Annotated in this window: 18 protein-coding genes and 1 pseudogene; 7 read left to right on the top strand and 12 right to left on the bottom strand. The window is 75.0% G+C overall.

Going from position 1 to position 19,090, the window contains the following annotated elements:
• Positions 1–369: 369 nt before the first annotated feature.
• Both ACIRD3_RS34620 and ACIRD3_RS34615 read right to left on the bottom strand, forming a co-directional pair.
• Positions 370–921, bottom strand: a pseudogene (locus ACIRD3_RS34620) (TerD family protein); the annotation flags it as partial.
• Positions 922–1,058: 137 nt separating this feature from the next.
• Positions 1,059–2,258, bottom strand: a complete 1,200-nt coding sequence (locus ACIRD3_RS34615) for a cytochrome P450 (protein WP_402224540.1) — start codon at positions 2,256–2,258, stop codon at positions 1,059–1,061.
• Positions 2,259–2,339: 81 nt separating this feature from the next.
• Here ACIRD3_RS34615 and ACIRD3_RS34610 point away from each other — a divergent pair, with 81 nt between their 5' ends.
• Positions 2,340–3,629, top strand: a complete 1,290-nt coding sequence (locus tag ACIRD3_RS34610) for a pyroglutamyl peptidase (RefSeq protein WP_402224538.1) — start codon at positions 2,340–2,342, stop codon at positions 3,627–3,629.
• A gap of 53 nt (positions 3,630–3,682) precedes the next feature.
• Here the strand turns inward: ACIRD3_RS34610 and ACIRD3_RS34605 are convergent, their stop codons facing one another.
• A complete protein-coding gene (locus ACIRD3_RS34605) occupies positions 3,683–4,183 on the bottom strand; it encodes an inorganic diphosphatase (protein WP_402224535.1) in 501 nt (166 codons plus the stop codon).
• A gap of 115 nt (positions 4,184–4,298) precedes the next feature.
• Here ACIRD3_RS34605 and ACIRD3_RS34600 point away from each other — a divergent pair, with 115 nt between their 5' ends.
• Positions 4,299–5,120: a hypothetical protein gene (locus ACIRD3_RS34600; RefSeq protein ID WP_402224532.1), complete on the top strand. Its 822-nt coding sequence runs from the start codon at positions 4,299–4,301 to the stop codon at positions 5,118–5,120.
• A gap of 225 nt (positions 5,121–5,345) precedes the next feature.
• Positions 5,346–6,422 (top strand): restriction endonuclease, encoded by a 1,077-nt coding sequence (locus ACIRD3_RS34595; protein WP_402224529.1) that lies wholly within the window; start codon positions 5,346–5,348, stop codon positions 6,420–6,422.
• Positions 6,423–6,484: 62 nt separating this feature from the next.
• On the opposite strand, the gene ACIRD3_RS34590 is transcribed toward ACIRD3_RS34595, so the two are convergent.
• The 3 genes from ACIRD3_RS34590 to ACIRD3_RS34580 all read right to left on the bottom strand — a co-directional run bounded on the left by ACIRD3_RS34590 (position 6,485) and on the right by ACIRD3_RS34580 (position 9,236).
• Positions 6,485–6,913: a cupin domain-containing protein gene (locus ACIRD3_RS34590; protein ID WP_402224527.1), complete on the bottom strand. Its 429-nt coding sequence runs from the start codon at positions 6,911–6,913 to the stop codon at positions 6,485–6,487.
• A gap of 142 nt (positions 6,914–7,055) precedes the next feature.
• A complete protein-coding gene (locus tag ACIRD3_RS34585; protein WP_402224525.1) occupies positions 7,056–7,808 on the bottom strand; it encodes a Mut7-C RNAse domain-containing protein in 753 nt (250 codons plus the stop codon).
• Between the two features lie 144 nt (positions 7,809–7,952).
• Positions 7,953–9,236, bottom strand: coding sequence for an MFS transporter (locus ACIRD3_RS34580; protein ID WP_402224522.1), 1,284 nt, complete (start codon positions 9,234–9,236; stop codon positions 7,953–7,955).
• 503 nt (positions 9,237–9,739) lie between these two features.
• Here ACIRD3_RS34580 and ACIRD3_RS34575 point away from each other — a divergent pair.
• Together ACIRD3_RS34575 and ACIRD3_RS34570 are read left to right on the top strand one after the other, a co-directional pair.
• Positions 9,740–12,103 carry a molybdopterin cofactor-binding domain-containing protein gene (locus ACIRD3_RS34575; protein WP_402224520.1) on the top strand — a complete coding sequence of 788 codons (2,364 nt, stop codon included), beginning with the start codon at positions 9,740–9,742 and terminating at the stop codon, positions 12,101–12,103.
• Between the two features lie 63 nt (positions 12,104–12,166).
• Entirely contained in the window at positions 12,167–12,634 is a 468-nt protein-coding gene (locus ACIRD3_RS34570) for a (2Fe-2S)-binding protein (RefSeq protein ID WP_402224518.1), read from the top strand.
• Between the two features lie 59 nt (positions 12,635–12,693).
• Here ACIRD3_RS34570 and ACIRD3_RS34565 read toward each other — a convergent pair whose 3' ends face one another.
• Positions 12,694–13,116, bottom strand: a complete 423-nt coding sequence (locus tag ACIRD3_RS34565) for a hypothetical protein (protein ID WP_402224515.1) — start codon at positions 13,114–13,116, stop codon at positions 12,694–12,696.
• Positions 13,117–13,358: 242 nt separating this feature from the next.
• Between ACIRD3_RS34565 and ACIRD3_RS34560 the strand changes: the two genes are divergently transcribed.
• A complete protein-coding gene (locus ACIRD3_RS34560) occupies positions 13,359–14,396 on the top strand; it encodes a helix-turn-helix domain-containing protein (RefSeq protein WP_402224513.1) in 1,038 nt (345 codons plus the stop codon).
• A gap of 47 nt (positions 14,397–14,443) precedes the next feature.
• Here ACIRD3_RS34560 and ACIRD3_RS34555 read toward each other — a convergent pair whose 3' ends face one another.
• The 4 genes from ACIRD3_RS34555 to ACIRD3_RS34540 all read right to left on the bottom strand — a co-directional run bounded on the left by ACIRD3_RS34555 (position 14,444) and on the right by ACIRD3_RS34540 (position 17,831).
• Positions 14,444–15,049 carry a TIGR03086 family metal-binding protein gene (locus ACIRD3_RS34555; RefSeq protein WP_402224510.1) on the bottom strand — a complete coding sequence of 202 codons (606 nt, stop codon included), beginning with the start codon at positions 15,047–15,049 and terminating at the stop codon, positions 14,444–14,446.
• Between the two features lie 129 nt (positions 15,050–15,178).
• Positions 15,179–15,934 carry an SDR family NAD(P)-dependent oxidoreductase gene (locus ACIRD3_RS34550; RefSeq protein WP_402224507.1) on the bottom strand — a complete coding sequence of 252 codons (756 nt, stop codon included), beginning with the start codon at positions 15,932–15,934 and terminating at the stop codon, positions 15,179–15,181.
• 220 nt (positions 15,935–16,154) lie between these two features.
• Positions 16,155–16,856, bottom strand: coding sequence for a class I SAM-dependent methyltransferase (locus ACIRD3_RS34545; protein WP_402224506.1), 702 nt, complete (start codon positions 16,854–16,856; stop codon positions 16,155–16,157).
• A 195-nt stretch (positions 16,857–17,051) separates the two neighbouring features.
• Positions 17,052–17,831 carry a transglycosylase family protein gene (locus ACIRD3_RS34540; RefSeq protein ID WP_402224503.1) on the bottom strand — a complete coding sequence of 260 codons (780 nt, stop codon included), beginning with the start codon at positions 17,829–17,831 and terminating at the stop codon, positions 17,052–17,054.
• 226 nt (positions 17,832–18,057) lie between these two features.
• Here ACIRD3_RS34540 and ACIRD3_RS34535 point away from each other — a divergent pair, with 226 nt between their 5' ends.
• Positions 18,058–18,213 carry a hypothetical protein gene (locus ACIRD3_RS34535; RefSeq protein WP_402224502.1) on the top strand — a complete coding sequence of 52 codons (156 nt, stop codon included), beginning with the start codon at positions 18,058–18,060 and terminating at the stop codon, positions 18,211–18,213.
• Positions 18,214–18,386: 173 nt separating this feature from the next.
• Here ACIRD3_RS34535 and ACIRD3_RS34530 read toward each other — a convergent pair whose 3' ends face one another.
• Positions 18,387–19,055, bottom strand: a complete 669-nt coding sequence (locus tag ACIRD3_RS34530) for a response regulator (RefSeq protein ID WP_402224606.1) — start codon at positions 19,053–19,055, stop codon at positions 18,387–18,389.
• Between the last annotated feature and the right edge of the window lie 35 nt (positions 19,056–19,090).

The raw sequence follows: 19,090 nt of genomic DNA, 5'->3' as shown, positions 1-19,090 counted from the left end.
GGCCTGCTGACCGGGCCCCTGCGGGTAGCCCTGCTGGACCGGCTGCGGGTAGCCCTGCTGCGGGGTGTAGAAGGGCGGGACGGTGGTCTGCACCCGCTGCGCGCAGGCCGCGCAGGTCTCGATCTGGCGCGGCACGCCCCACTGCGGCGACCACAGCACCGCCGTCGTGCCGGCGCCGTGCGAGGGGTCGAAGAAACACGTCACGGGGTTACTCCCTGCTGCTGGCTGGATCTGCGGTACGGCGGGCGCGGTGGCGGGCACCACGGGTGCGGCCGCCACGGGCGGCGCGGGCGGCGTCGACGACAGGGCGGGCTTCACGGCGGCCGGAGCCGGAGCCGACGCCGGCGGGGCGGCCGGAGCGGGTTGCAGGACGTCCACGCCGAAGTCCGCCGCGATGCCCGCGAGCCCCGCCGCGTACCCCTGCCCGACGGCCCGGAACTTCCAGTCGGCGCCGTGCCGGTAGAGCTCGCCGAACACCATCGCCGTCTCGCTGCCGGCCTCGGGCGCGACGTCGTAGCGGGCCACCTCGGCCCCGCCGTCCGGGTCGGTGATCCGGACGTACGCGCCGCGGACCTGCCCGAAGGTCTGGCGCCGCTGCGCCGCGTCGTAGATCGCCACCGCGAAGACGATCTTCTCCACGTCGGCGGAGACCTCCGCGAGCCGGACCTCGATCTGCTCGCGGTCGGCACCGCCGCCGGAGCCGCCCTGGTGGCGGACCGAGCCGTCCGGGCTCCGCAGGTTGTTGAAGAAGACGAAGTTCTGGTCCGAGCCGACCTTGCCGTCCGCCCCGCACAGCAGTGCGCTGGCGTCCAGGTCGTACCCGGCCGCGGCCGTCCAGCCGAGACCGACCCGGATCACCCCCAGCCCGGGGGCCTGCTTGCCCAGGGAGACGTTGCCGCCCTTCGTCAGGGCCACACTCATGGGACTTCCTCCACGACCGTACGAGTACCGCTGTTCGACCACGACAACGCTGTAGAGCTCGCGCCGGTTCCCGCCCCGGCCGTGAAGATCGCGTCAGGGCGGGACCGCTCGCGCACCACTGCCCGACCGGCCCGGAGTCAGAACCGGACGGGCAGTTCCAGCAGGCCGCGGGCCCGCAGGGTGGGGCGGTGGCGCAGCCGCTCGACGGGCACGTCGAGGGCCAGGGCGGGGAAGCGGCGCAGCAGGGCGGTCAGCGCGACGGCGGTCTCCATCCGGGCCAGCGGCGCGCCGAGGCAGTAGTGGATGCCGTGGCCGAGGGCGAGGTGGCCGCTCTCGCGGCGGCGCAGGTCGAGCCGGTCGGGGTCGGTGAACTGCTCGGGGTCGCGGTTGGCGGAACCGAGGGCGAGCAGCACGGTCTCCCCGGCCGGGACGGTGACGCCGCCGATGGTGACGTCCTCGCGCGGGAAGCGGCGGATGGCCAGCGGGGCGGGTCCGTCGAAGCGGGCGAACTCCTCGACGGCGTCCTCGATCAGCTCCGGTTCGGCGCGCAGCGCGGCCAGCTGCTCGGGGTGGGTGAGCAGGGCGAGGACGGCGTTGGCGATGAGGTGGACGGTGTTCTCGTAGCCGGCGAAGAGGATGAGGAAGGCCAGCGAGGTCAGCTCGTCCTCGCTGAGCCGGTCGCCGCCCTCGCCCTCCTGGTCGTCCCGGGCGGCGATCAGGTCCGAGAGCAGGTCGTCGCCGGGTTCGGCGCGCTTGCGCTCGATCAGGCCGCCGAAGAAGCCGAGCATCGCCTTCACGGCGGCCCGGGTGGCTTCCGGCCGCTCGGGGTCGGGGGTGATGAGGCTGTCGGTCCAGGCGCGGAAGTCGTGCCGGTCGTCCTCGGGGACGCCGAGCAGGTCGCAGATGACGGTGATCGGCAGCGGTCCGGCGTACGCGGCGAGCAGGTCGGCGCGGCCCGAAGGGGCCATGGCGTCGAGGAGTTGCTCGGCGAGCTTCTCGATCGGGGCGCGCAGGGCGGCGATCCGGCGCGGGGTGAAGGCCCGGGAGACCAGACGGCGGATCCGGGTGTGGTCCGGCGGGTCCATGTTGAGCAGGTTGGCGTCCAGCGCGGGCGGCAGGGCGAAACCGCGGTAGTTGCCGGGCGCGGCGTGCGCCTTGTCGAGGGCGAGCCGCGGGTCGGCGAGGGCCTGGCGCACGTCCGGGTAGCGGGTCACCAGCCAGAACGGCAGGCCGTCCGGGCCGACGACCCGGTGGACGGGCGCGGCGGCGCGCAGCCGGGTGTAGCCGCCGTACGGGTCGGCGATCAGGGCTTTCAGGGTGGGGTCGGGCGCTGTCACCCGGCCAGCCTACGGGGCGGTTCGGCAGCGGGCCGACGGCACTCTGGCGGGGCGTCAGCCCCGGACCTATTGTCAGGTGACATGACATTACTGCGCCGTACCGCCGGACTGGCCGCCGCCCTCACCGGAACACTCGCCGCGCTGCTGGCCCCGACCGCCGCCCAGGCCGCCCCGAGCGGCTGCCCCGCCGCCAGCACGGCGGCGCCCGACGCCGGACCGAGCCCGGCGGTGGCGCTCGACGCCGAGCAGGCCCGGCTGCAGGACGACCGCACCGCGGCCTTCACCGAGCGCTCCGGCCTGCGCGACCTGCTGCACGGCTTCCCCGCCGCGCTGTGCTCCGCCCGCACCGCCCACCGCGCCGAGCGGGTGGTGGACGCCTGGGGCCGGGCGCTCTGGCGGGCCGGCGTGGACCGCGCCCAGGGCCGGCGGCCCGGCGGCGAACTGCCCGCCCTCGACGACCGCCCGCTGTACTGGACCAGGCTCGCCATGACCGTCCAACTGGACCGCTGGCAGCCTCGGTTCGCCGTCGACCACGCCGGGCTGCGGGCCCGCTTCGAGGACGCCTCCCGCGGTCTGGGCGACGGCTTCAGCACGGCGCCGGGCCTCCGGCGGATCTTCGTCAGCGGCTTCGACCCGTTCGGCCTGGACGGCGAACCGCGCCGTGCCAACCCCTCCGGCGCGGCCGTCCTGCAGCTGGACGGGCAGCGGATCACCCTCGCCGACGGCAGCACCGCCGAAGTCCGGGCCGTCGTCCTGCCGGTCCGGTACGGCGACTTCGACCGGGGGATCGTGGAGCGCGCCTTCGGCCCGCACCTGCGGCCGGGCCCGCAGGCCGCCGACCTGATCACCAGCATCAGCCAGGGCTACCCCGGCATCTTCACCCTGGAGGCCTGGGCGGGACGCGCCCGCTCCGCCGACCCGTACCCCGACAACGTCGAGGCGCTCTCCGGCGGGACCACCGAGCACCCGGTCGACGCCCCCGGCCTGGCCGACGGCCCCCAGTTCATCCGCACCAGCCTGCCCACCGACGCCATGACGGCCGTCCAGCAGCCCTACCCGGTGCTGCTCAACACGCCCGTCACCGAGATCCCGGCGGGCGCCACCGACCCGGTGGTCCGCCCCGACGGCCCGACCCCCGGCTCCCGCGCGGTCGCCGGCGGGGGCGGCGGCTACCTCTCCAACGAGGTCGCGTACCGCTCCAACCGCCTGCGCCTCGACCTCGCCCCGGGCCTGCCCGGCGGCCACCTGCACACCCCGGTGCTCACCGGCCTGCCCACCGACCAGGGCCTGCTCACCGCGCCGGAGTTCGAGCGGAACGAGGCCGCCATCGCCGACCAGGTCCGCGCCGTCCTGAGCAGCGCCCGGCTCTGACCCCGCTCGGCCAGGGGGCGGGTCGGCCGGCGGCGCGCCCCCACCCCGCTCCGCTACGCGGGGGCGGCGAAGCGCGTCCCCACCGCCCGGGCGCGGGAGGCGGCGATCTCGACGTGGGCGGCCTCGCGGTCGGCCCAGTGCGAGCCCTCCACCGACTTCCCGCGCTCCAGGTCCTTGTAGACCCGGAAGAAGTGGGTGATCTCCAGCAGGTCGAACTCGGGCAGGTCGCCGATGTCCTGCAGGACCGCGTAGCGCGGGTCCCGGGCCGGGACGCAGAGCACCTTCTGGTCGGGGCCGCGCTCGTCGCGCATCACCCACATGCCCACCGCACGGCAGGTCAGCACACAACCGGGGACGGCCGGTTCACCGCCGAGGACCAGCGCGTCCAGCGGCTCGCCGTCCCCGCCGAGGGTGCCCTCCACGTAGCCGTAGTCCGTGGGGTAGCGGGTGGCCGTGAACAGGGTGCGGTCGAGGCGGATCCGGCCCGCCACGAAGTCCATCACGTACTTGTTCCGCGACCCCTGCGGGATCTCGATCATCACCTCGAACTCCACCGCGGTCTCCTCCTCGGCTCCTGGGCGCCCCCGGACTCCCGGAGGAATTGTCGGCCGTTCGGACGCCCTCCGAAACCGACTCCGCCGTTCAGCGGAGTCCTTTATCATCCGGGCCATGGGAAGCTGGCGGGTCACTGTCATGGACCGCGAACGCAGGAACGGCGGACGGCCGCAGGGCCGTCCGGAGGGGCCGCTGGCCCGGCGGGACGGGCTGGAGGTGCACGCCCGGGACGGCGAGCTGAGCTGTGTGGACGCCGGCGGCCGGATCCGCTGGCGGCAGCCCTGCCCGGCCCGCCCGAACGCCGCGCACCTCTCCTCCGGCCGGGTCCTGGTCACCACCGACTCCTTCGAGTACACCGCCTGGGGCCACCTCGGCCCGGCCCTCCTGCTGGACCTCGACGACGGCTCCCTGATCGCCGAACTGCGCGGACGGCGCGGAGCCGCCCTCGGCGGCGGGCGCTTCGTCCTCGGTCTGGAGGGCTACGACACCTTCGACACCTGGGCGTACGACCGCGACGGCACCCTGGTCGACTCCTGGCGCAGCTACGGCCACTACGTGGTCGGCAGCGGCATCCGCGTGGTCGAGACGGACCGCCGCGACCCGACCGAGAGCCGGGTGGTGCGGCTGCTGTCCGGCGGCCGGATCGAACGCGGCCCGCTGCTCACCGACCCGCAGGCCCCCGCGCCGGTGGTGCTGTCCGACGGCACCCTGCTGATCCTCGACGCGGGCGTCCTGCGCGCCGTCGGCCGCGACCTGGACGACACCGTCCTCGCCGAACTGCACCCGCTGCCCGCCGACCAGCAGCACCGCTTCACCGGCTCGCTCCACCGCACCGCCGCCGACCGCCTCGACGTGACCCTCGTCGAACGCCACCCCACCCGGATGGGCGACTACACCACCCACGCCTGGCAGCTCACCCTGCACCCGCCCCACTGAGCCGACCGCTCCCGAGCCGGCCGCCCCGCCCCGTGCCGAGCCGAGCCGAGCCGTCCCGAGCCGTCCCCCGTCCCGAGCCGTACCCCGTCCCAGGCCGTACCGGGCGGGCGCCCGGCCACCCCAGATCTCGATTGAGCAGCGGAACTGACGGGGCGACAGTACTTCGCCCACGATTCCCCTACGGTGACGCCTGCGACAACCGTCACCTGCAAGAGGGGGCACTCCATGTCCCGGAGCCGGAAACTCCACCGCCTCAATTCGCCCGACGCCGACGAACGCCGCGCCCAGCGCGTGCTGTTCCGCCACCTCCGCGACGACACCAACGCCAACCGCGGCCGGATGGCCAGGCGGGTGCGCGAACTGCAGATCCTGGTGGCGATGGACCCGGTCGAGTTCGAGCAGCTCGTCGCCCGGCTGATGGCGGCGATGGGCATGAAGGTCGAGCTCACCGCCCGCTCCCGGGACGGCGGCGTGGACGTCCGGGGGATCGACACCGACCCGTTCCGCGGCGGGAACGTCATCGTGCAGGTGAAGCGCTACCGGGACACGGTGCCGCCCTCGGCGGTGCGGGACCTCTACGGAACGCTGCGGGCCGACCAGGCCGCCACCAAGGCCGTACTCGTCACGACCAGCAAGTTCGGCCCGAGCTCGCACCAGTTCGTCACCGGTAAGGCGGTGACTCTGATCAACGGTGCCGAGCTGGTCGGCCTCCTCAAGCACCACGGCTTCCACGAGGTGTTCGCGGCCGCCCAGGCGGACGCCTCCGCCGAGGCGGCCGGCCTGGACGAGCTGCCCGCGATCGAGGTCGCGGCCGAGCCCGCCCGGCTGCTCCTGCACTGGACCGGGGAGGACGAGTACGACATCGCCGCCCTGGTCTGCCGAGGGAACGTCGCCGTCTCCGACGACCACCTGGTGTTCTACAACAACGCCTCCACGCCGGACGGTTCGGTGCGGCTCGTGACCGGATACGAGGACGCGAACGCCTGTCTGATGGTCGACTTCGACGCGCTGCCCGCCGACGTCGACCGGCTGGTCGTCATCGCCGCCGCCGACACCGAGAACCACCCGGACGCCACCATGGCCGGCTTCGCCGGACCCGCGCTGATCCTGGAGGCCGGCGCCGGCCAGGACGCCGCCGCGATGCACCTGGCCGACGGAGCGGAGACCAACACCGCGATGCGGCTCGGCCGCTTCGACCGCGACGCCGCCGGGGACTGGGAGTTCACCCCGGCCCTGGCCGGCTACCCGGGCGGTCTGCGCCAGGCCGTCGTCGCGTACGGCCTGGAGGTCGACGAGGCGTGACGGCGTGACGGCGTGACGGCGTGACGGCGGGGGGGGTTCCGCGGCCGGGTACCCCCCCGTCATCAGCCTTCGGCGGACGCCTTCCAGCGCCCCTCCTCCGGACGGGCCTCGCCGTCCGTCCCGGGCCAGGGCGGCATGGTGACGGCGGTGATCCGCAGCGGCCCGTCGGAGTCCTCGTCCGCCCGGAACTGGAAGGCGGTGCCGAGCGGGATCGACGCGGCGGTGCCGGGCACGAGCCGTACGGTCTCCTCCCGCGCGCCCTGGCGCCGCCAGAGCTCGCCGCTGCCCGCGGTGACGTGCCACAGCTCCTGCACGGTGGCGTGCGAGACGGCGTGGCTGACCTGCCCGGGGGCGAGTGCGAACACGGCGAGGCTCCCGCTCCCCTCCAGGACCAGCAGGGGGTGGACCGCCGCCCCGTCGGGGGCGGTCACCACCGGGGCGTGCCCGAGGTCCGCGGTGTGGAAGGGCTGCTGCCCCGATCGATCGCTCATCCGACGACCTGGCCTCTCTCGTGTGACCGCGTTGCACCGAGTGCACCGAGTGACACCGGTTGCACCGGGCACCAGGTCCCGTCCCCCACCGCCGATGGGACCACGGCCACCCGGTCGGCCGCCAGAGCGCCCGACCCCGCTGCTACCCGGACACGGCCCCGAGCCGCCCCCGGCCCTCCCCGAACTCGCGCACCGCCTCGGTCACGATCGCCTCCAGCCGGGCGTGGTGGGCGCCGCGCCAGTAGGCCTGGCCGCAGTCGGTGCACTGGGCGAAGGCGTCGTAGGAGCGCTCGGTGCCGTCGTGCAGCTGCTCGCGCACCGAGGTCTTGGTGACCGTGCGCAGCGTGCCGTTGCAGGTGGTGCAGCGGCTCCAGGGGGTGAGCGGCGGGGCGAAGCGGGAGAGCACGTCGCGCAGTTGCTCGGCGGGGCGGTGGCTGTAGACGTAGGCGCCGGCCCACAGTTCGCGGCGGCGCAGCAGGCCGCGGTCGCGGGAGAGCATGACGCGCTGTTCGGCGGCGGAGCGGGCGGCCAGTGCGGCGTCGCCGATGTCGGGGTTCTCGTACGCGGCGTCGACGCCGAGCAGGCGCAGCCGTCGGGCGAGGGTGCCGAGGTGGACGTCCAGCAGGAAGCGCGGCGGCGCGGGCGTCGGCTGCGGCCTGGTCACGGCCTCGACGGTGATGTGCTCGCCGTCGGCCGGCACGTGCGCGTCGGGGACGGGTCGGCCGTCCACCCGCAGGGTGCCGACCTCGGTGAGCGGGACGCCCAGGGACTCGACGACGTGGCCGAGCGTGGAGGTGCCGTCGGTGTGCAGCGCGGTGCGGCCCGCCCGCCGGGGCGAGGAGACGAAGAGGTGCAGCTCAGGGGCGAAGTCGAGCCAGATCTGGGGTCTGTCCACGCGGCCAGCATGCCAGCGGGCGGTGGGCGCTGGCCAGCGGTTTCCGGCACCGCCCGCGACGGTCCCGGGTGGCCGCCCGCGACATCCCCCGGTGGCCGCCCGCGACGTCCCCCCGCGGCCGCCCGCCGGCCCGTGCGGGCGCCGCTACGCCCCCTCCGCCCCGGCGCCCGCCGCCACCGCCGGCGCGGACGGTGCCGCCACCCGGTCGCGGTTCCCGGCCGCCCACCGGGCGACCGGCCCCATCGCGTACCCCGCCACCAGGAACACCCCGCCCAGGACCAGCCAGCCCGCCAGCCCGCCGTCCAGCAGCAGGGTGGTGAGCAGCAGCGGCCCGAGGGTGCGGGCGACGGCGACGCCGGTGCCGAAGAAGCCCTGGTACTGGCCGATCCGGTCCGGCGGGGCGAGGTCGAAGCCGATCTGCCAGGAGCCCGCCGACTGCCGCATCTCGCCGACCACCTGCAGCACGGACGCCGCGACCAGCAGCGCGCCGACCGCCCACACCGGGACGTCGAGCGCGGACAGTCCGAAGACCGCGCAGCAGGCGAGCAGCAGCAGCCCGGCCGAGCGCACCGCCCGCGCCGCCGAGTCCAGTCCGGTGACGTCGCGCGCGGCCCGGACCTGGAAGGCCAGCACGGCCACGGTGTTGAGCACGAACAGCGCCGAGCCGAGCCAGCCGATCCCGGGGGCGCGCTGGGCGATCCAGAGCGGGATGATCAGGCTGAGCAGCGGCATCCGCAGCAGCAGGACGGCGTTGACCAGGGTGACGGCGGCGTACCGCCGGTCGCGCAGCACGGCCAGCCGCGGCCCGGTGCCCGATTCCTCGGCGGCGGGCGCGACTTCGGGCAGCCGGCGCAGGACGAGGGCGCCGGTCAGCAGGCCGAGCGCGGTGAGGACGAAGGCGGCCAGGTACGCGCCCCGGGTGCCGACGCTCAGCGCGATGCCGCCGACGGCGGCGCCGACCGCCAGCCCGCCGTTGAGGGTCGACTGCAGGTGGGCGAGCAGGCCGGTGCGCTCGCCCGGCGGCACCAGCCCGGCGACGAGCGCCTGCCGGGCCGCGGTGAGCCCGGACTGCGCGGTGGCGTAGAGGCAGACCGCGAGCAGGAACGGCGGGTAGGCGCGGATCACCAGGAAGGCGGCGACCACGGCCGCGGCCGCGAGTCCGAGCGCCACGGCGGTGCGGCGCGGGCCGCGCCGGTCGGCGAGGTGGCCGAGCGGGACGCCCGCGACGGAGCCGAGCGCCCAGGCGACGGCGAGGCCGATGCCGAGGGCGGTGGGTGACATTCCGACGACCCGGGTGAAGTAGAGCGCGGAGCAGGTGTAGTACGCGCCGTCGCCCACCGCGCTCGCCAACTGGGCTGCGGCCAGGGTCCGCTGGGGCCCGGCGGGTGGCAGGAGGTGGCCCCACCGGGCGGCTCGGTCGGTCGGCACGTCTCTCCTCCACTGGGTCACGGACCGTCACCGTCCGTCCTGCGAGCCGCCGTCCGCCCACGGACGGGCGACAGCGGAAACGCACGGACGGGCGGCGCGCGGGCCGGAGTTCACCACCGTCGTCGACGGTTCGCCACCCACCCTAGGCGGGAACTGGCCCAGCCGACAGGTCCAGTGATCAAGGAATTCCTTGGGCCAGTTCGACCCTCCGCCGCACCGCCGACCGAGCACTGAACCCCCGTACGACAGCGGCAGGTTGGGCCCTGCGGACCCGTCGAGGGCGCCCCGACCGGGCCTCACCCGCACCGCCGAAGCGCCGTCCGTACCCGTTCCGACTCCCCGGCAGCCGAACCGTGCACAGGGCCGATCGGCCGGTTCGGGGACCAACTTTGGCCGTATTGACCGGCCAGTAACGCACTCCTATGCTCAACGGCGTTCGCGATCCGGCACCGGGGCCGGGGCCGTCGTCGCCCACCCGATCCGGCGCCGTTCCGGCTCGAAGGATGCCTCCCATCAGTACCTCCCTCGCCCCCTCGGACCCCACCGACCAGCCGGGCGGGGCGTCCGGATCCGCAGCCGAACCGGCCGGCCGCACCGACGCCCTCCGCCCCCCGGACGCGGAGTCGGCGGGGCCGGCCGGCCGCCGACGCTTCCTCACCTACCTGCTGGCCGCGCCGACCCTCACCGTCGCCGCAGGCCTCGGCCTCGACGCCGCCGCGCCCGCCACCGCGCAGGCCGCCGTCCGCGCCGCCGAAGCCCGGGCCGCCGTCCGCGCCGCCGAGACCCGCGCCGCCGACGCGCCCCCGCAACTGCTCGGCCTGCCCGGCATCCCGGACGTCCTCGACCTCGGCGACGCGATGATCCTCGCCGGACTGCCGACTTCTCACCTGCTGGTCATCGAGATCACCCCCGCCGGACGGGTCGCGCTGTACCTGCCCCGGCTGGAGGTCGGCCAGGGCCTGACCACCGCGATCGCCATGCTGGTCGCCGAGGAGCTCGACGCCAGGCTCACCGACGTGGACGTGCCGCTCTCCGACGGCCGGCCCGAGCTGCTCTTCAACCAACTGACCGGCGGGTCCAACTCCGTCCGCTCGCTGTACGACCCGGTGCGCGCCGCGGCCGCCGCCGCCCGGGCCCGGCTGGTGACCGCCGCCGCCAACCGGTGGAACGTTCCGGCGGGTTCGCTGCGCACCGCCGACTCCGCCGTGCTCGCCCCCGACGGCCGCCGGGCCGGCTACGGCGAACTCGCCGCCGAGGCCGCCGCCGTGGCCCTGCCCGCCGTTCCCGGCACCCCCAAGCCCGTCGACCGGCAGCGCCTGGTGGGCACCCCGACCGGCCGGATCGACGCCCGCGACATCGTCACCGGCCGCGCCCGGTACGCCGGCGACCTGCGGATCCCCGGCGCCGTGCCCACCGTGGTCGCCCGCCCCACCACCGTCAACGGCACCCTCAAGTCCCTGGACGCCTCCGCCGCCCGCGCCATGCCCGGCGTGCTCGGCGTGGTGCAGATCCCCACCGGCGTCGCCGTCCTGGCCGAGACCTTCGACCAGGCGCTCAAGGCCCGCGACGCGCTGCGCACCACCTGGAACCCGGGCCCGGTCGCCGGGCTGTCCGACGCCGACGTCCGCAGCCGGCTGCGCGCCGCCCACCTGCCGTTCCTCATCCCGCCGCTGCTGACCCCGTACCTGGACGGGGAGTTCGACTTCGCCTTCGTCAACCACGCCCCGATGGAAGTGCTCACCGCCGTCGCCGACGTCCGCCCCAACCGGGCCGAGCTGTGGTTCGCGGCGCAGAGCCCGATCATCGCCCAGCAGACCATCGCCGCCGAACTCGGCCTGCCGCAGAACGCCGTCACCGTCCACGTGGTGCGCGGCGGCGGCTCCTTCGGCCGCCGGCTGTTCTTCGACGCCGCCCTGGAGGCCGCCCGGATCTCCCAAGCGGCCGGGCGCCCGGTCACACTGATGTGGACCCGCAACGACGACATGCGCCACGGCCGGATGCGCCCCGCCAGCCACCACCGGATCCGGGCCACCTACGGCCTCGGCCAGGTGCTCACCTGGGAGCACCGCGCCGCCACCGTCAAGACCGACCTCGGACACGGCCTGGGCGAGGCGCTCACCGCCGCCGGGTTCAACCTCTCCCTGGCCGGGCTCAGCCTGGCCCAGGCGTTCTTCCTGCTCACCGAGAAGAACCCGTACGACGTCGGCGTCCCCACCCAACTGCTCGCCGAGCTGCCGCTGGACGTGCACACCGGCAGCTGGCGCTCGGTGTACTCCGGCACCGTCCGGGTGGCCGACGAGATCATGATGGACGAACTGGCCCGCCGGATGGGCCAGGACGAGGTCGCCTTCCGCCGCGCCCGGCTGCGCAGCGCCGCCGGCCGGGCCGTGCTGGACACCGTCGCCGCCAAGGGGAACTGGGGCCGCCCGATGCCCCCCGGCCAGGCCCAGGGCATCGGCTACCACGACGAGCACGGCAGCATGGCCGCCTACCTGGTCGAACTGGACGCCACCGACCCGGCCGCCCCCCGGGTCACCAAGGCCGTGATCGCCGCCGACGTCGGCCGGGCCGTCAACCCCAAGGGCCTGGAGGCCCAGTTGACCGGCGCGCTGGTCGACGGCATCTCGGTGATCCTGCAGGCCGGCAACCACCTCGACAACGGCGCCTTCCGGGAGGGCAGTTACGGCGACTTCCACTTCGCCCGGCAGCGACACACCCCGCCGGCGGTCGAGGTCCACCTGATGCCGCCGAGCGGATCACCGGGCGGCGCCGGTGAGTTGGGCGTCCCGGCCGCCTCCGCCGCGGTCGCCAACGCCTACGCCCGGGCGACCGGCACCAGCCCGCGCTCCTTCCCGATCAACTTCTGACCGCCCGGCTTCCGACCCCTCCCACTCCTCCACCCGAACCGACTTCGAGGATCCCGACGCCCCATGCCCACCCACACCTTCGTCCTCAACGGGCAGCCCGTCACCGTCGAGGCCCCGGACGACATGCCGCTGCTCTGGGTGCTGCGCGACAAGCTCGGCGTCACCGGCCCCAAGTACGGCTGCGGGGTGGGCGTCTGCCGCGCCTGCACCAGCCACCTCGACGGCGAGGAGTTCCAGCCCTGCACCCGCTCCGTCAAGGACTGCGCGGGCCGCACCGTCACCACCATCGAGGGCCTCGCCGACGGCGAGACCCTGCACCCCGTCCAGGAGGCCTGGCTCGCCTGCGACGTCGCCCAGTGCGGCTTCTGCCAGCCGGGCCAGATCATGACGGCGGTCGCCCTGCTGCGCCACACCCCGAACCCGACCGACGCCGACATCGACCGGATCCAGAACGTCTGCCGCTGCGGCACCTACCCCCGCATCCGCGAGGCGATCAAGCAGGCGGCCGCCCGGACGGCCACCCGGCCGTGACCCGGGTGTGCCCCGCCCGGAGCGGCGGGGCACCCACGCTCAGCGCGCCGACCGGGCGCTCACCTGCACTCGCCGGTGTTGCCGTTCTGCCACACGTTGTGGAAGTACCAGTAGCTGTCGGCGTAGGCGCCGTAGACGTAGGCCTGGCCCCACCAGACGCCGCCGTTGCCCGGCGCGACGCCCTGCACCCGGTACCAGACGTTGCCCTGGTTGTTGATGTCCTCGCCCCTGGTCCAGCAGTCGATGCCGATCTCGTCGTGGGAGCCCGACACGGACCACAGCACGATGCCCGTGGCCCTGGTCCCGCTGTTCGGGTTCGCGTACACCCCCACGCCGTGGCCGCTCGGGTGGTAGCTGATGTCGTACCAGGCCCAGGCGGACGCGTCGCCCGCCGAGAGGCCGACCGCGCCGGCCGCCAGCGCCACCGTGGCCGCGGCGGCCGCCCCGCGCCGCCCGATCCTGCCGAGGATGCCCTTGCCCATCTCGATGCCTCCTGTCCGGTCGAACCCTTGCCGTGCCGTCCCGTCGATCCCGACGGCGGACACAGCTGACCGGACGGACGCCCGTGTTCGATACGGCCTGACGGAAACGGACAACAGCTGACAACGTTCGCCGTCGGCGCCGAACACCGTTCCCCCACTGCCACCCGCGACTATGCTCCGTACGCGACAACGGCCGCCACCGGCGGTTCTGACACTGTCTGAGAACGGGGAGCGTCGGCGTCATGGCGGACCGGGAAGCGCACGACGAACGGGCCGAACGACCGCGCGCCGAAGAGGACTTCGCCGCCGCGCTGCGCACGCTCCGGCTGGACGCCGGCCAACCCTCGTTCCGCGCCATGGCGAAGGCCGTCGGCTGCATCTCGCACACCACGCTCTTCGAGGCGGCCACCGGCTCACGGCTGCCCTCCTGGCCCACCACCAGGGCCTTCGTCCGGGCCTGCGGCGGGGACGAGGAGGAGTGGCACCGCCGGTGGACGACCGCCGCCGGGGGCGGGGAGCCGTCCAGCGCACCGACGGTGGCTCAGCCTCCGCCCGCTCCCCCTCCGCAGCCGGCTCCCCCGGGGCCGGTCACCCAGACGCCGACGGCCCGGCGCATCGCCCTGCCGCGCCGCCCGGGCCTCCCCCGGCTCTGGACCCACGCGTTCAGCCTGGCCCTCGGCCTGGTGCTCGGCGTGTCGGGCACCCTCGCCCTGGTCTCCGGCCGCGCGCCCGCCACAGCGCCGGACGCCACCGGCTGCGCGAGCGCGAACGGCGCGGCACCGAACCCCGCGGCACCGTCGGCGGGCGGGCAGTCCGCCGGCGACCTCTCGGGGCTCTCCTGGGTGGCCCACACCGCCTTCGACGAACAGGCCTTCTCCAGCACCGAGTTCGCCCTCCCGGTGCGGGCGCCGATGCCCCCGGGGGACACCCTGGTCGTGTCGATCACGCTCACCGGCGGCTGCCCCGGCCCGGTCACGGTCACCGACAGCCGCAACGACCGCTTCCAGCTCGTCGGGGACGTGACCGCCTCGCCGCACCACCGGGTGCTCGTCCTCGCCGCCTTCGACGCCTCGGCCCTGACCACCGCCGACTCGATCCACGCGAGCTACCCCAGGGCGAGCACGTACCGAGTCTCCGTGGACGAGTTCCGCGCCACCTCCGCCGCCTATTCCGCCTCCACCGCCTCCACCACCTCCACCGCCGACGCCACGGCCCGGGCCACCGACCGGCCGACCGACGCGGCCTTCGGGACCGGATCCCCGGCGGCCGTGCCGCGATAGGCGGCACGACGGCCCACGGCCGACCGCGGTCCACGGCCGGCGACCGGCTACGCGACGACCGGCGCCTGCGGGTCGCGGCCGAAGAACGCGGCGAGCCGGTCGTACGGCGGCGCGTCCGCGGGCGCGGCGACGGCGGGTCCGAAGGCGTGGTGGTCCTCCTCGGCGCCGCGGTACTCGGGCTTGAGCGCGCCCTCCGCCCAGGCGAGGGCGGCGAGCGCGACCTCGTGGTCCAGGCCATCGGTGGACTGGCCGGTGGCGCGGGCCAAGTCCCATCCGTGGACGGCGAATTCGGCGATCTGCTGGTCCACCGGGAAGCGGGCCGGCAGGGTGCCGACGCCGGGCACCTCCAGCGTCCCGCCGAGGTCCCCGGCCGCGCGCCAGGCGTCGACCAGTTCCTCGGCCCCGGCCTCGAAGGCGTGCAGCCAGTCCTCCTCGACCCGCTCGAAGGGCTGCGACCAGTCCGGCTGTCCGCCCCGCGCCCGTACGGTGAACTGCCGCAGGTCGTACAGCAGATGGCTGACCAGGTCGCCGACGTCCCAGGAGCGGCAGGGGGTCGGGTGGCCGGCCAGTTCGACGCCGGTGCCGTCGATCAGCCCGGCGGTCTGCGCGAGGGCGCGGGCGAGCAGTCCGATCGGGTCGTCCGCTGCGGTCATGGCGGTCAAGGCACACCTCTCGGTCGGGGCACGGGTCCGTGCCGGGTGATCGTAAGCGCGAGCGCCGACAACCGCCCGGCACGACACCGCGCCGCTACCGCGGGGACCGCAGGGGCCGCCGGTGGCACGTCAGGCCGCGAAGCCGCCGTCCACCGCCAGCTCCGCGCCCGTGACGTACCGGCCGTCCGCGCCGACCAGGTAGGCCACGGCGGCCGCGACCTCCGCGCCGGTGCCGTAGCGGCCGAGCGCCGTGAGCCCGGCCTGGAACTGCGCCGACGGACCGTCGGCGGGGTTCATGTCGGTGTCGATCGGGCCGGGGTGCACCAGGTTGGCGGTGATCCCGCGCGGGCCGAGTTCCCTGGCCAGCGCCTTGGTGAGCCCGATCAGCGCGGCCTTGCTGGTCGCGTACAGGGTGGCGCCGGGGAAGGCGACCCGCTGGGCCACGCAGCTGCCGATGGTGACGATCCGTCCGCCCTCGGTCAGGTGCGCGGAGGCCGCCCGGGCGAACAGGAAGGGCGCCCGGACGTTCACCTCCAGCACCCGGTCGACGTCGTCCAGCGCCAGTCCGCCGATCGGGCCGAGGACGCCGACGCCCGCGTTGTTCACCAGGACGTCCAGCCGCCCGAACCGTTCGGCGACCGCCGCGACCACGCCGTGCACCGCCTGCGGGTCCGCACCGTCCGCGCGGACGGCCCAGCCGGTCCGTCCCATCGCGGTGATCTTGGCGGCGACCTCCTCGGCCCGCTCCGCGCCGCCCCGGTACGTCAGCACCACATCGGCGCCGTCCTCGGCCAGCCGCAGGGCGACCGCCGCCCCGATCCCCCGGCTGCCGCCGGTCACCAGGGCCACCTTGCCGTCGAGCGCTCCCGCACCGTTCATCGTCATCTCCCCAGAGCTCCTCGTTCCGATCGCGGACATGACTCGATCCTGGTCCGGGGCGCTTCAAACCTCCGGCGGGATTCGGACGTTGCGTTCAAATTTCAACCATGTCGCCGGATGCGGCCGCACTCCGGCGCGCACGCCGCCCGTTCGTGGCGCACGGCCCGTCCGTGGCGCGCACCGCCCACCCGTGACTCGCCGTGCACGCCGTGGCACCCCCCAGCGCCTACCGGTAGTACGAGCCGACCGCCGGCTGCCCCGTGTAGTTCGGCCCGGCCGCCGGGTCGGCGCCCGCGTAGTCGAAGGGAAGCCGGACCGGCCGCCCGCCGTCCAGCACCAGCAGGTGCCGCCGCGCCCGGTACTCGAACCCGGCCGCCCGCAGCGCCGCGACCACCGGGCGGGCCGCGCTGGAGCCGTCCGTCCGGCGCACCGAGTCCGGGTCGAAGTGGGCGGCGAACCGGCCGTCCGGGGCCAGCCAGGAGGCGGCGCGGGCGATCGCGCCGAGCTGGTCGCCGAGGTAGTGCAATCCGTGCACACAGGTGATCAGGTCGTAGGACCGTCCCGGCCGCCACTGCGCGACCGCCGCCGTGACCAGCCTCAGCCCCGGCAGCGCCGCGGCGTCCGGCGGCGGAGCCATCGGCCCGACCAGGTCGACGCCGGTCAGCTCGACCTCCTCGGGCAGCTGCCGCGCCGCCTCCGCCAGGGCCCGGCCCTCACCGCTGCACAGGTCCAGCCAGCCCGGCGCCGCGTCTTCGCGCTCCTGGGGGCAGCGCTCCCGCGAGCAGCGCTCCCGCAGCCATGCCAGGGGGTCGAAACCGAGCTCGCGCGCGTAGCTGTTCACCCCGCTGAGCCCGCGCTCACGGTTCATGGTGCTGTTCGCCACCACGGAGGAGGCGGTGAGTTCGCCGTCGTCGATCAGTCGGACCATCAGCCGACCCTACCGGCGCTCCGCGCCCGCCACGGACGGCCCGGGACGCACCGCGCCGAGCGGCCGCCCCCACGGGGAGGGCGGCCGCTCGGCGCGGGTTCGCGAGGCTCCGCCGGAGGCTGGGTCCGGCGCTCCGGCGGAGGCTCGCTGAAGGACTCGTCAGGCGGCCCGCGGGCCGTCGACGGTCGCGGACCGTCAGACGGTCAGGGTCTGGCCCGGGAAGATCAGATCCGGGTCGCCGCCGATGACGCTCACGTTCTTGCCGTACAGGCCGTCGGTGTCGACGCCGAACCTGGCCGCGATGTCGCTCAGCGTGTCACCGCTCTGGACGGTGTAGCTGCCGGCCGCGGTGTTCGTCGCCGCGACCGGCGCGACCGGCGCGGCGGACGGGACCGGCGCGGACTGCACCGGCTTGGCCGACGGGCGGGCCTCGGCCGGGTCGGAGACCGCGGGCGCCTGGGGCTTGGCGACCGGGGCCTGCTTGGCGACGGGCTTCGCCGGCTTGGCCGGCTGGGCCGGCGTCGCGGGCTTGGCGGCCGGCTTGGCGTTGGTGGCGGTGTCGACGGACGCCGGGGCGCCGCCCTTGCTGAGACCCGCCTTCTTCGAGCAGACCGGCCAGGCGCCCGGCCCCTGCGAGGCCAGCACCTTCTCGGCGATCGCGATCTGCTGCGCCCTGGTCGCCTGGTTGGCCTGGGGGGCGTACGCGGTGCCGCCGTACGCCTTCCAGGTGCTGGGGGAGAACTGCAGTCCACCGTGGAACCCGTTGCCGGTGTTGATGCTCCAGTTGCCGCCGCTCTCGCACTGCGCGACGGCATCCCAGGTGGACGCCGGAGCGGCGGAGGCCGAGGTGGCCGTGACGAGGCCGGCCACCGGCAGGGCCGCGATGGCGGCGCCCGCGACGACCGCCATCCGCACGCGGTTGCGCTTGGTGACGGTGGTCTCGGTGGCAGCGGCGGTCTCGTGACGGGGGGTCATGTAAGTCCTCTCGACGAGCCCCGGGCGGGCAGGCGGAACCAGGCCCGGGACATGGGCCGGTGATATCCGCTCACCTCACTCGACGGGCGGCCGGGCACGTGTCGGAACGTGCCGTGCCGCCGCGGTCACCTCCGCTCGCCGACGGCCCGTTGGAGCCGGCCTGGTCGGCGGGTACCGCCCTCGCGCCGTGGGTCAGTCGGCGGGCGGTGGGTCGGGGTGAACCCGGGTGGCGCTCGTTGCGCCGCCAATGAAGCTAGGGGCATCCCCGGGGCGCAGCAAGCAATTCTTCGACGTCGCAGGTCAGTTGACTGTTACCGGCGGTATCGATCAAGAAACGATGCCCGGTTCGACCAGGTTTGACCGCATTTTCAAGATCGAATGATCGATTTCCGTGCCCTCGCTCACACCTATCCCTTCACAAGCGCCGGCACACCATCGACTCATCGCAACGGATGACTGACGGATCGTCACCACCGCAGCCGGAGTTCCCGGTTCCGCGCGGCCGCCGAGTGGCATCGCCCACACCCGGCACGTTCCGTGACCGCGCGAGCGCTCTCAGTTCCGCCCGTCGAGCTCCGCGTCCCGCGCCAGCAGCGCGGCCTGGACCCGGTTCTCGCAGCCCAACTTGGCCAGGATCCGGCTCACGTAGGTCTTCACCGTCGCCTCGCTCATGTGGATCCTGGCGCCCGCGTCGGCGTTGGACAGGCCCTCGCCGAGCAGCGCCAGGACCTCCGACTCGCGCTCGGTGAGCACCTCCAGCCGACGCCGGGCGGCGGCCCTGCGGGCGGCCAGGGAGCCGCTGTGCCCGGCCGCCAGCGAGTCGACGATGTGCCGGGTCGCGGCCGGGGACAGGAAGGCGTTGCCGCCGGCCGCCGCCCGCACGGCCTGGATCAGTTCGTTCGGCGCGGTGTCCTTGAGCAGGAAGCCGGCGCCGCCCTCGGTCACGGCGCGCAGGACGTTCTCGCGCTCCCCGAAGGTGGTGAGGATCAGCGCCCGCGCGCCGGGGGCGACCCTCGCCAACTCGCCGAGCGCCGTCAGGCCGTCCATCACCGGCATCTGGATGTCCAGCAGCACCACGTCCACCCGGTGCGCCCGCGCGAGCTCCAGCGCCTCCCGACCGTCGGCGGCCTCGGCGACCACCTCGATGTCGTCGGCGGAGCCGAGGATCATCCTGATCCCGGCCCGGATCAGCGGCTCGTCGTCGGCGACGAGGACTCGGATCACGCTGGTCATTCCCCTCGAACGGTGCTCGGACTGCG

Origin of the sequence: Kitasatospora sp. NPDC093550 (genome assembly GCF_044764985.1) — a bacterium.
Lineage (GTDB): Bacteria > Actinomycetota > Actinomycetes > Streptomycetales > Streptomycetaceae > Kitasatospora.
This window is presented reverse-complemented; position numbering and strand designations above follow the sequence as displayed.

What these genes read in the sequence shown, in the direction of transcription:
- ACIRD3_RS34565 (WP_402224515.1), bottom strand. Translation starts at nt 13,116, where the DNA reads ATGGGCAAGGGCATCCTCGGCAGGATCGGGCGGCGCGGGGCGGCCGCC.
- ACIRD3_RS34540 (WP_402224503.1), bottom strand. Translation starts at nt 17,831, where the DNA reads ATGACCCCCCGTCACGAGACCGCCGCTGCCACCGAGACCACCGTCACC.
- ACIRD3_RS34570 (WP_402224518.1), top strand. Translation starts at nt 12,167, where the DNA reads ATGCCCACCCACACCTTCGTCCTCAACGGGCAGCCCGTCACCGTCGAG.
- ACIRD3_RS34550 (WP_402224507.1), bottom strand. Translation starts at nt 15,934, where the DNA reads ATGACGATGAACGGTGCGGGAGCGCTCGACGGCAAGGTGGCCCTGGTG.
- ACIRD3_RS34600 (WP_402224532.1), top strand. Translation starts at nt 4,299, where the DNA reads ATGGGAAGCTGGCGGGTCACTGTCATGGACCGCGAACGCAGGAACGGC.
- ACIRD3_RS34555 (WP_402224510.1), bottom strand. Translation starts at nt 15,049, where the DNA reads ATGACCGCAGCGGACGACCCGATCGGACTGCTCGCCCGCGCCCTCGCG.
- ACIRD3_RS34545 (WP_402224506.1), bottom strand. Translation starts at nt 16,856, where the DNA reads ATGGTCCGACTGATCGACGACGGCGAACTCACCGCCTCCTCCGTGGTG.
- ACIRD3_RS34590 (WP_402224527.1), bottom strand. Translation starts at nt 6,913, where the DNA reads ATGAGCGATCGATCGGGGCAGCAGCCCTTCCACACCGCGGACCTCGGG.
- ACIRD3_RS34560 (WP_402224513.1), top strand. Translation starts at nt 13,359, where the DNA reads ATGGCGGACCGGGAAGCGCACGACGAACGGGCCGAACGACCGCGCGCC.
- ACIRD3_RS34575 (WP_402224520.1), top strand. Translation starts at nt 9,740, where the DNA reads ATGCCTCCCATCAGTACCTCCCTCGCCCCCTCGGACCCCACCGACCAG.
- ACIRD3_RS34610 (WP_402224538.1), top strand. Translation starts at nt 2,340, where the DNA reads ATGACATTACTGCGCCGTACCGCCGGACTGGCCGCCGCCCTCACCGGA.
- ACIRD3_RS34595 (WP_402224529.1), top strand. Translation starts at nt 5,346, where the DNA reads ATGTCCCGGAGCCGGAAACTCCACCGCCTCAATTCGCCCGACGCCGAC.